This is a genomic window from Kitasatospora sp. NPDC057512 (genome assembly GCF_042802135.1).
Classification (GTDB): Bacteria; Actinomycetota; Actinomycetes; order Streptomycetales; family Streptomycetaceae; genus Kitasatospora.
Map to the genome: position 1 here is coordinate 1 of NZ_JBHVET010000276.1, position 10,011 is coordinate 10,011.

11 protein-coding genes and 1 pseudogene are annotated in these 10,011 nt (G+C 75.8%); 3 read left to right on the top strand and 9 right to left on the bottom strand.

Annotated elements, in window-relative coordinates:
- Window positions 1-129: 129 nt before the first annotated feature.
- Together ligD and ACFU6K_RS19345 are read left to right on the top strand one after the other, a co-directional pair.
- A pseudogene (gene ligD / locus ACFU6K_RS19340) lies at window positions 130-999 on the top strand (non-homologous end-joining DNA ligase); the annotation flags it as partial.
- Window positions 1,000-1,095: 96 nt separating this feature from the next.
- On the top strand, window positions 1,096-1,950 hold the full coding sequence (locus tag ACFU6K_RS19345) for a DNA ligase (protein ID WP_380664576.1): 855 nt from the start codon (window positions 1,096-1,098) through the stop codon (window positions 1,948-1,950).
- Between the two features lie 22 nt (window positions 1,951-1,972).
- Here ACFU6K_RS19345 and ACFU6K_RS19350 read toward each other — a convergent pair whose 3' ends face one another.
- The 4 genes from ACFU6K_RS19350 to ACFU6K_RS19365 form a co-directional block, all read right to left on the bottom strand.
- The gene (locus tag ACFU6K_RS19350; protein WP_074004914.1) at window positions 1,973-2,557 is read right to left on the bottom strand and encodes a type 1 glutamine amidotransferase domain-containing protein; all 585 of its coding nucleotides are present in this window, start codon (window positions 2,555-2,557) and stop codon (window positions 1,973-1,975) included.
- Between the two features lie 11 nt (window positions 2,558-2,568).
- Window positions 2,569-2,865: a PRC-barrel domain containing protein gene (locus ACFU6K_RS19355; RefSeq protein ID WP_380664558.1), complete on the bottom strand. Its 297-nt coding sequence runs from the start codon at window positions 2,863-2,865 to the stop codon at window positions 2,569-2,571.
- A gap of 4 nt (window positions 2,866-2,869) precedes the next feature.
- Window positions 2,870-3,283, bottom strand: coding sequence for a DUF3040 domain-containing protein (locus ACFU6K_RS19360; protein ID WP_380664560.1), 414 nt, complete (start codon window positions 3,281-3,283; stop codon window positions 2,870-2,872).
- Between the two features lie 66 nt (window positions 3,284-3,349).
- On the bottom strand, window positions 3,350-3,796 hold the full coding sequence (locus ACFU6K_RS19365) for a hypothetical protein (protein ID WP_380664562.1): 447 nt from the start codon (window positions 3,794-3,796) through the stop codon (window positions 3,350-3,352).
- Between the two features lie 347 nt (window positions 3,797-4,143).
- Here ACFU6K_RS19365 and ACFU6K_RS19370 point away from each other — a divergent pair, with 347 nt between their 5' ends.
- The gene (locus tag ACFU6K_RS19370) at window positions 4,144-4,845 is read left to right on the top strand and encodes a DUF4328 domain-containing protein (protein WP_380664564.1); all 702 of its coding nucleotides are present in this window, start codon (window positions 4,144-4,146) and stop codon (window positions 4,843-4,845) included.
- A gap of 36 nt (window positions 4,846-4,881) precedes the next feature.
- Here ACFU6K_RS19370 and ACFU6K_RS19375 read toward each other — a convergent pair whose 3' ends face one another.
- The 5 genes from ACFU6K_RS19375 to ACFU6K_RS19395 form a co-directional block, all read right to left on the bottom strand.
- Window positions 4,882-5,481, bottom strand: coding sequence for a GNAT family N-acetyltransferase (locus ACFU6K_RS19375; RefSeq protein WP_380664566.1), 600 nt, complete (start codon window positions 5,479-5,481; stop codon window positions 4,882-4,884).
- Window positions 5,482-5,592: 111 nt separating this feature from the next.
- Window positions 5,593-6,249 (bottom strand): TNT domain-containing protein, encoded by a 657-nt coding sequence (locus tag ACFU6K_RS19380; RefSeq protein WP_380664568.1) that lies wholly within the window; start codon window positions 6,247-6,249, stop codon window positions 5,593-5,595.
- A gap of 211 nt (window positions 6,250-6,460) precedes the next feature.
- Window positions 6,461-7,786, bottom strand: a complete 1,326-nt coding sequence (locus ACFU6K_RS19385) for a geranylgeranyl reductase family protein (protein WP_380664570.1) — start codon at window positions 7,784-7,786, stop codon at window positions 6,461-6,463.
- Between the two features lie 543 nt (window positions 7,787-8,329).
- Window positions 8,330-9,430, bottom strand: a complete 1,101-nt coding sequence (locus tag ACFU6K_RS19390) for a calcium:proton antiporter (protein WP_380664572.1) — start codon at window positions 9,428-9,430, stop codon at window positions 8,330-8,332.
- An 89-nt stretch (window positions 9,431-9,519) separates the two neighbouring features.
- Window positions 9,520-10,011: transglycosylase SLT domain-containing protein (locus ACFU6K_RS19395; RefSeq protein WP_380664574.1), on the bottom strand; the 492-nt coding region annotated here is incomplete at its 5' end.

Consider the following 10,011-nt stretch of genomic DNA (forward strand, 5'->3'; position numbering starts at 1 on the left):
GAGGCGGTCCGCGGTCGCGGACCGCCCGGGGCGCCGGCGCCGAGGCGGTGGCCGCCGGACCGGGGCAGACTGACAGCGGGGCCACCCCAGCGGAGGCGACGGAGGCATCGGAGGCGGACCGTGCCGCAGATGACGGTGGACGGGCGCACCCTCGCCTTCTCCCACCTCGACAAGGTGTACTACCCGCGCACCGGTACCCCCAAGGGCGAGGTGCTGCGCTACTACGCCGCCGTGCACGCCGCCCTCCTCCCGCACCTGCGCGACCGCCCGGTCTCCTTCCTGCGCTGCCCGGACGGCGTCGAGGCGGAGGTGTTCGTCGCCAAGAACCCGCCGCCCGGCACCCCGGACTGGGTGCGCACGGTCGACGTGCCGAGCAACACCGGCGAGCTGCGCCAGGTGGTGCTGGAGAGCGGCGCGGCGCTGCTGGCGGTCGCCAACCTGGGCTGCCTGGAACTGCACGTCCCGCAGTGGCACGCGGCCCGACCCGCCCTCGCCGACCGGCTGGTCCTGGACCTGGACCCCGGCGAGGGCGCCGACGTGCTCACCTGCCGCACGGTCGCGCTGCTGCTGCGCGAGCGGCTCGCGGCGGACGGCCTGGCGGCCTGGGTGAAGACCTCCGGCTCCAAGGGCCTGCACCTGCTGGTCCCGATCGAGCCCGCGCCGAGCACCCGGGTCTCCGGCTACGCGAAGGCGCTGGCCGCCGCCCTGGAGGCCGAGCACCCGGAGCTGGTGGTGCACACCATGGCCAAGGCCCGCCGCCGGGGCCGGGTGCTGGTCGACTGGTCGCAGAACAACGCCAAGAAGACCACCGCCGCGCCGTACACCCTGCGGGCCAGACCGCTGCCGACCGTCTCCACCCCGCTGACCTGGGCGGAGCTGGAACGGGCCGCCGACGAACGGGACCTGGTCTTCACCCTCGCCGAGGTGCCCGACCGGCTGGCCGCGCACGGCGACCTGCTGGCCCCGCTGCTGGACCCGGAGCGGGCCCGGCCGCTGCCCGGCGCGCCGGCCGCGCCACCGCCGACGGGGTCACCACCGACAAGCCGGGCGGAAGGAACGCGGCCGGGCCAGGTGCTGCACCCGCCCGTCGAGGTGATGCGCCCGGCCGCCGTGGCCGCCGTCCCGCCCGCCGACGGCCTGGGCGGCGGGGGCGTGCAGTACGAGCTGAAGCTGGACGGCTTCCGCTGCGTCGCCTTCGCCCGGGGCGAGCGGCCCGCGTACCTCCAGTCCCGCGGCGGCCGCGACCTCGCCCCCGACTTCCCGCCGATCGCCGCCGCCGTCGCCCGGCTGCCGGAGGGCCTGGTGCTGGACGCCGAGCTGGTCGCCTGGCGCGACGGCCGGTTCGCCTTCGGCGAGCTGCTGCGCACCCGCCGGGCCCGCGCCGCCGCCCCCGACGTGGCGCTCGGGCTGATCGCCTTCGACCTGCTGGCGCTGCCCGGTCGCGACGTGCGGGCCCTGCCGCTCACCGACCGCCGCCGGCTGCTGCTCGCCGCCCTCGCCGACGTCCCGCCGCCGATCCGGCCGGTCATGGCCACCACGGACCGGGCGGAGGCCCTGGAGTGGATGGAGCGGCTCGCCGACACCGGGGTGGAGGGCCTGGTCTGCAAGGCCGCGGCGGCCCCGTACCGCCCGCGCGGCGCGGGCCGCGTCTGGGTCAAGTACCGCCGCGGCGACACCCTCGACGCCACCGTCCGCGCCGTCACCGGCCCGGCCGCCCACCCGCACGCGCTGATCCTCCAGCTGGACGACGGCCGGGTGTTCCTGACCACCCCGCGGCTCACCCCGGTCCAGTCCCGCGAGGTCGCCGAACTCGCCCGCCCCCTGCTCGGCCCGCCCGCCACCGACCCGGACCACGGCCAGGTCCACCCGCTGACCGCCCCGCTGCGCGCCGAACTCACCCTCACCGGCCGCCCGCCGTCCGCCACCTTCGTCCGCCTCCGCGGCGACTGACGCCGCCCTCGCTCCCCCTCGCTCACCTCCTCCGCTTCGCCGCCGCGTGGGCGAACTCCGTCACGAAGGCGTCGTCGAACAGCGGCAGGTCGCCCGGCTTCCGGCTGGTGACGAGCGGGCCGGGGCCGTCGTGGCAGACGTGGACCGGCTCGTCCACCCAGTGGGCGCCGGCGTTGACCAGGTCGGTGCGCAGGCTGGGCCAGGAGGTGAGGGTGCGGCCGCGGACGGCGTCGGCCTCGATGAGCGTCCAGGCCGCGTGGCAGATCGCCGCGACCGGACGGCCGGCGGCGCAGCAGGCGTGCACGAAGGCGACCGCCGGGCGGTCCAGGCGCAGCCGGTCGGGGTTGGCGACGCCGCCGGGGAGGACCAGCCCGTCGTAGGCCGCCGGGTCGGCCTCGGCGACCAGGGCGTCCACGGCGAAGGTGTCGCCCTCGGCGTGGTGCCGGACGGTGCGGACCCGGCCCTCGGCGGTGGACAGCAGCCGCGGGGTGCCGCCGGACTCGGCGACGGCCTGCCAGGGGTCGGTCAGCTCGACCTGTTCGGCCCCGTACGGCGCGACCAGGAAGGCGATCACGCGGCCGGTGAGCGTGGTGGACGGCCAGCCCATGGCGCGGTCGCTCAGCGCGGGTGCGGGGCGGTCAGGTCGACGGCCGCGGGCGGGGCGGAGCTGAGCCTGGCGCGCGGGCAGTCGAGGTGGACGGCGCGGTCGAGGTGGTCGAGCCGGGCGACCAGCCCGGCCGGGACGAGCACCCGGGTGCCGGGCACCCAGGGTTCGGCGTCGACCAGCAGGTGGTCCCCGGCGTCCTGTTCGACCCGGCCGACCGGGCCGTCGGTGGCGAGCACCTCGTACCCGACCAGCGTGAGGTCGGCGGCGGGATGGGAGCCCGGGCGGTGCTCCCACAGGTCGGTGGTCATGGTGTCACGCCTCCGGACGGTCCCAGGGCCGCCGTTCGCGGCGCTCCCGGCGTTCCCGGGCCTCCGCCGGGTCCACCGCTTCGGTGCCGCCGCGGCCCGCGCGCCGGCGGCGCAGCAGCTCGGAGGCGGCGAACGCGGCCGCCACCGTGGCCGCCCAGACCACGCCGAGCGCGACCAGCACGGCGGTGGCCGGGGTCCGCAGGCCCACCCCGAGGCAGATCATCGTCATCACCAGGGCGGTCAGCACGACCCCCGCCGAGAACCTGCGCCCGATTCCGCGGAGCACGCGCCGGACCCGGCTCGGCGGCTCGGCGCCCATGGTGCTCAGCTTCCGGTCGAGCCGTGTGTCCTGGCGCAGATCGGACTCGATCTCCTCGAGGAGCCGCCGCTCCCATCCGCTCAACGCGGGTCCGTCCATCTCGGTCACCTCCGACACTTCGGGTGACGTGCTCGCATCCGGGCGGTTGCCCGGCACGGGCTCGCGCTAACCGTTCCGGGCACCGCCTGTTCCGGCGCCGACGGGCCCGAAGGCCCGGGGGCGGGCGAGCAGGCTGTCGTCCAGGACGCTCAACAGGGCGGCGGCGTCGCGGTGGACCTCGGCCGCACCCGCCGCCCGCAGCTCGGGGCCGGTGTCCCGGCCGGCCGCCAGGGCGACGCACGGCACCCCGGCCCGCCGCGCCGCCCGTACCTCGCGCACGCTCCCGGCGACGGCCACGGCGTGCGAGGGCCCGCCGTCCACCAGGTCCAGCGCGGCCCGCACCGGGTCGCCCCCGGGATCGGCCACGGCCAGCGCCGGCGCCCCGGCCGGCCCGGGGCCGGTCAGCACGACCGTCCAGCCCCGTACCGCGCACTCGCGCAGCAACTCGGCACCGCCGGGCAGCGCGGGCTGCCACCAGTCGGTACCGAAGAGAGCCGCCGAGACCACCGTCATGACCACCGCTTCCGTCGCTTCCGTTCGCGGGCGACGCACCGAACGCTCCCTTCCAGGTTAGGTCGCTCCCCCGCCGCGCGCGCAGCCTGCGCCCCGTGGATCCGCGGCGGGGGCCGTGGCAAGGAGCCACGGCGGGGGCCGCGCGGCCGTCGGTTCGGGCCGGCTGGGCCACCGCTCCGCGCGCACGCCGTCGCTCCGGAGCGCGGGCCGCGGCCGGGGCGGGGGCGGCGTCCGCGCGCCGGGGCCCGTCGTGCGGTGCGGTCCGCGAAAAGCCGCTGGTCCGGGGCGGCCCGCAGGCCCTAGGGTGTCGCCCCGTCACATTGGTCCAGTCCAGGAGTCCGTCCCCGATGCCTTCGCCCGCCCTGTACCGCTCGCCGAGACCCAGCTCCACCGCCGCCACCGTCCTGCTCGCCGTGTGCGGCACCGCGACCCTCGCCTCGCTCGCCGTGGGCTTCCGCCTGTACGGGGAGGCGGGGGAGTTCGCCGCCGACTCCGACCTGGCCGACGAGTCCGCGCTGACGGACGCGGCCCTGCTCTACGACAACGTCAACCTGGTCCAGACGCTCACCCTGCTGGCCTCGGCGGTCGCCTTCGTCACCTGGTTCCACCGGGTGCGGGTGAACGCCGAGGTCTTCGACCCGAGCGGGCACCGGTTCAAGCGCGGCTGGGCGATCGGCGGCTGGTTCACCCCGGTGGTCGCCCTCTGGTTCCCGTTCCGGATCACGGTCGACACCTGGAAGGCCAGCGCCCGGCCGGACGCCTCCGGGGTGCGCCTGCCGCATCCCCAGCCGCTGGTCAACCTCTGGTGGGCCACCTTCTGGCTGGCCAACGCGACCGGCCGGTTCGGCGCCAACTACCTGGACTCGGCGAAGTACCCGGACGACTACCAGACCGCCCTCGGCTGGCTGCTGGTCTCCGACGTGCTGGAGGTGGTCGCCGCCGTCTTCGCCGTCCTGGTGGTCCAGCGACTGACGGCCATGCAGGAGGAGCGCTTCGCCGAGTCCACCGCCCACGCGTACGCGGTCCGCGGCGGGACCGTCCGGGGCTGAGTGCCTTCCGTCGGCCGCGGGCCCGCGGGCGGGCGCTCAGTCCGTGAACGGGTCCGAGGCCAGCCGGGCGTGCAGGTGCTCGTCCGTGTAGACGCCCCCGCCGTAGGTGTAGGAGGCGCGCAGGGTGCCCTCGTACGGGAAGGCGGCCCGCTCGGCGACCCGGCAGGAGGCCTCGTTGCCGACGGCGTGGTAGAGCTCGATGCGGCGGGCGTCGGCGTGCTCCACGGCCCAGCGGGTGACGGCGGTGGCGGCCCGGGTGGCCAGGCCCCGGCCGCGGGCGGCGGGGAGCAGCCAGTAGCCGACCATGGCCACGCCGTCGTCCCGGTTGGTCCACCCCAGGTAGGCGTTGCCGCAGAGGCTGCCGTCGGCGGCGTCGATCACCGCGAAGGGGGCCGCGCTGCCGTCGGCCCAGCTTGCCTCGCAGCGCTCCAGGTAGGCGTGCGGGTCGACCGGGCCGGTGGCGCTGAGCGGGCTCCAACGGGCGACGGCCGGGTCCGCCGCGGCGGCGAGCAGGGCGGGCACGATGCCGCCGGGCACGTCGAGGCCGGGCCCCCAGGGGCGCAGCAGGGCGTCGCCGAGGTCGAGGACGGTGGGGCGGAACACCCGCTGGGAGGTGGCGGGATCGCTGATGGTCATCCCGTCTTCCTATCGCCCGCTCCCCCGGGCCCGCCAGCGAATATTCCGGCCTCCGGGCCCGCATGCCCGCTCCGCCCGTACGGACGGAGCGGGCGTGCGGGCGGAGCGCGGTCAGATCCGGGCCAGGTAGCCGTTCTCCACCAGCCAGAGCACGTTCAGCTTGGCCGGGCCGCCGGGCAGCAGGGTGGCGTCGAGCTGGTACTGGAGGCCCCAGCCGGGCTGGTTGAACCACGGGGCGATCGGGCCGGCGTGCACCGTGAAGGCCTTGACCACCTTGTAGTCGTGGTAGTTGCAGGCGGCCGGCGGGGTGCCGTCCAGGCTCTGCGGCGGGAGCGCGCGGCTGGCGTAGGGCAGGCCCTCGGGGGCGAGGTAGGCGCCGTACTCGCTGCCGTAGCGGTCGATGTTCTGGTTCGGGTAGAGGGTGAGGTCGAACTCGATCGGGCTGCCGTCGGGCAGGGTGACGTAGCCGTCGGCCGGCGGGTAGATCCAGCCGCCCTTGCCGCCGTTGCCGGCCGGGTCGTAGTACGTGGCCAGGAAGTCCTGCTCGCCCGCGCCGCCGGTGCGCTGGTAGCCGACGAGTTGGCGGCCGACCGGCCCGGTGGTCGGGAGGTCGGCGGGGCCGAGGCGGGCGTCGTCGTGGCGGAAGGCGGCGGAGCACTGGTCGGTGGGGGTGGCCGCCGGGGCCGCGGCGGCGGCGGGGACGGTCACGGCGGTGAGGGCGGCGGCCGCGGCGAGCGGCGCGACGAGCAGGCGAAGGCGAAGGCGCACGGTGTCTCCGTCGAACGGGTCAGCGATCGAAAAGGAGCCACGGAGGAGCGTTGTGCTCACCCTCCGTGGCTGGTTCGACACCAGGCAATCGGATCATCTGATCGTTCGTCAACATGATCCGTGCGGCTGCGCGTTCGACTCGGCGGATTCGGCCAAAGCCGGGACGCCGGGACCGCCCGTCCGCGAGGATGAGCGGTCCGGTGCGCCCGGATCATCTCCCCGGGGCGACCCGCCCGAGCAGGTGGAGCAGCCGGTCGAGGGCGTCCTTGGAGTTCGGCTCGGTCAGGTTGACCATCAGCCGGAACGCCACCTTCAGCAGCGCCGGGTGGCCGAGCCCGGCGGCCCCGGCCGCGCCGAGCAGCTTCGGGCGGCCCAGCAGGTCGGCGGCCAGGCGGCCGAGCGCGAAGTAGCCCGCGTAGGCGGAGCGCAGCGCCTGCGGGTAGGCGCGCAGGGCGAGTTCGCGGCCGCGGTCGGTGCGGCGGGCGAGGGCCTGGACGATGGTCTCGGCGGCGTAGCGGCCGGACTCCATCGCGTAGGCGATGCCCTCGCCGGTGCCCGGGCTGACCGTCCCGCCCGCGTCGCCGACCAGCAGCAGGCCGTCGGCGTAGTGGGGCCCGCGGTTGAGGCCCATCGGCAGGGCGGCGCCGCGGATCGGCTCGGTGACCCCGTCGGGGGTGTAGCCGTACTCCGGGGGCAGGCCGTCGCACCAGCGCCGCAGCAGCTCCCGCCAGTCCACCTCGGTCCCGGCGGTGTCGAGGACCCCGAGGCCGACGTTGGCGGTGCCGTCGCCCATGCCGAACACCCAGGCGTAGCCGGGCAGCAGGCGCCGGGCCCGGTCGTCGGGGTCGCGCAGGTCGAGCCAGGCCTCCAGGTAGCGGTCGTCGTGCCGCGGGGTGGTGAAGTACGTCCGGTACGCGACGCCCATCGCGCGGTCGGTGCGGCGGTAGCGCCGCATCGCCACCGACAGCCGGGTGGAGTTGCCGTCGGCGGCGACCACGATCGGGGCCCGGTAGACGACCGGCCGCCGCTCCTCGCCCAGCTTGGCGGTGACGCCGGTGATCCGGCCGGTCCGCTCGTCCAGCGTCGGGCCCGTCACATTGGCGCGTTCGACCACCCGGGCTCCGAGCGAGGCGGCCTTGCGGGCGAGCAGTTCGTCGAAGTCGGCGCGGCGCCGGACCAGTCCGTACCCGGGGTAGGCGGAGAGCTCGGGCCAGTCGAACTCCAGCGAGCGGTGCCCCGAGATCAGCCGCAGGCCCCGGTTGTGCAGCCAGCCGGCCTCCTCGGAGACGTCGATGCCGAGGTCGGTCAACTGCTTGACGGCGCGCGGGGTGAGGCCGTCCCCGCAGACCTTCTCGCGCGGGAAGGCGGACTTCTCCAGCAGCAGGACGTCCAGTCCGGTCCGGGCGAGGTGGGCGGCGGCGGTGGAGCCGGCCGGTCCGGCGCCGACCACGATGACGTCGGCACTCCCGCCGCCCCGGACGGCCTCCCCGCCGCTGACGGTCTCCTCGGGCCGGACGGTCTGCTCTGGGCCGGGCATCGCACTCTCCCACGGGTCGGATCGGCTGTACGCGCAACGGGGTCCTCGGACCGGGCGGTTCCGGACGGACGATAGAGAACCCCGGCGCCCGCCCACCGCCCCGACACGCAGGCCACCCCGCGAACCGGCCAATACCGGCCACCCCTGCCGTACGGGCCCACTCACCGCACGGGGGCCCGGGGGGGTCGCGCACCGCGCCCGCCGTCGCCGCACCGGCTCCCGACCCCGTCGGCCCGGACGCAATCGAGCCCCCGGCCCGCGAGCAGCAGCGGGACCGGGGGCTCTCCGTCGTTCCGCGGCGCGGACCCCCACGGGGGGATCAACGGCGGTCGCACCGGGTTCGACGAGGGCCCCGACCACGGGGGCGGACCGGGGCCCTCACCCGGTACCACGGCCGGCACCGCCTCCCGGGTTCACCACTGGTCCCACTAGTCCCACTGATCCCACCGGCACCACCCGACCCGGCCCGGGAACGGCGGAAGCCCCTGACCGCACGGGGGAACGTGCCAGGGGCTTCCACTGTCGACTACGGCCGGCGGGCCCTCACGGGTTCAGCGCCAGCACCACGTACCCCGCCAGCACCGCCAGGTGCACCGCGCCCTGCAGCGGGGTCGCCCGGCGCGGGATGACCGTGAGGGTGAGCAGCACGATGGTCAGGCTCAGCAGCACCATGTGCGCCGGGTCGAGGCCGAGGACGAGCGGGCCGGAGAGCCAGGTGGAGGCGATCGCGACCGCCGGGATGGTCAGGCCGATGCTGGCGAGCGCCGAGCCGAGGGCGAGGTTGAGGCTGGTCTGCACCCGGTTGCGGACGGCCGCGCGCAGCGCCGCGATGGTCTCCGGCAGCAGCACCATCATGGCGATCACGACGCCGACCACGGCGTGCGGGAGCCCGGCGTCCTCCACGGCCTTCTCGATGGTCGGCGACACGCCCTTGGCCAGGCCCACCACCGCCACCAGGGCGACGGCGAGCAGCAGCAGGCTGATCCCGGCGGCCCGGAGGGTGGGCGGGGAGGCGTGCTCCTCCTCCGCCAGCACCCGGCCCTCGGGGGTGACGGGCAGGAAGTAGTCGCGGTGCCGGACGGTCTGGGTGGCCACGAACAGCCCGTAGACCACCAGCGAGGCGGTGGCCGCGAAAGTGAGCTGGGTGGTCGAGAACTGGGGGCCGGGCGAGCTGGTGGTGAAGGTCGGCAGCACCAGGCTGAGGGTCGCGAGGGTGGCGATGCAGGCCAGCGCGGCGCCGGTGCCCTCGGCGTTGAAGACGGCGGTCCGGTACTTGACGGCGGCGACCAGGATGGACAGTCCGAGGATGCCGTTGCAGGTGATCATCACGGCGGCGAAGACGGTGTCCCGGGCCAGGGTGGAGGACTTGTCCCCGCCGTCGGCCATCAGCGTCACGATCAGCGCGACCTCGATCACGGTGACCGCCACGGCGAGGACCAGGGATCCGAAGGGCTCCCCCGACCAGTGCGCGATGACCTCGGCGTGGTGCACGGCCGACAGCACGGCGGCCACCAGGAAGCAGGCGACCACCGCCACCACCCAGCCGGGGAGTTCCTTGTGCCAGGTCAGGGCGAGGACGAGGAACGACACCACCGGGACGACGACGGTCCACTGCGCGACAGCCGCGCGGAGCTTCGTGATCATGCCGCCGAGGATCCCAGACCGGAGGCCCGTCACCCGGGTGCCCGCGCCGGATACATGGGGATGTGGCATAACTCATCCCAATTCGGCAGTCACCCACCGTAGCCGTGAAGGTACTGAAGCACTTTGTCGACATGTTGCCGAAGCCGTTCCGGGACGCCCCCGGCGGCCGTCACGGTCTTGTCGCTGGTCCGGTAGGCCGCCGCGACCAGGGCGGGCAGGTCGCGGGTGAAGCCGTGGCGCTTTATCTGCTGGTCGAGCCAGCAGGCGTAGTTGCCCATCGCGGCGATCGCGTCGCCCGGGTCCCAGTACGACTTCGGGCCGGCGTGGGTCGCGGCCTTGCCCCAGGCCTCGAAGACGGAGGGCGTCCACAGGGCGATGCCGTACTCGCCGGTCTCCGGGCGGGCGGCGTTCGGGTCGAAGCCGCTCTCGGCCTTCAGCATGGCGGCCAGCAGCACCGGGGTGACCTCCGGCTCGGGGCAGCGCCGCGCCGCGGTCTCGATCATGCCCCGGTAGGCCACCGGGACGTCCGATCCGACCGGGATCGCGCCGGGCAGCGGGCCCACCGCGCGGTGGGCCGCGCC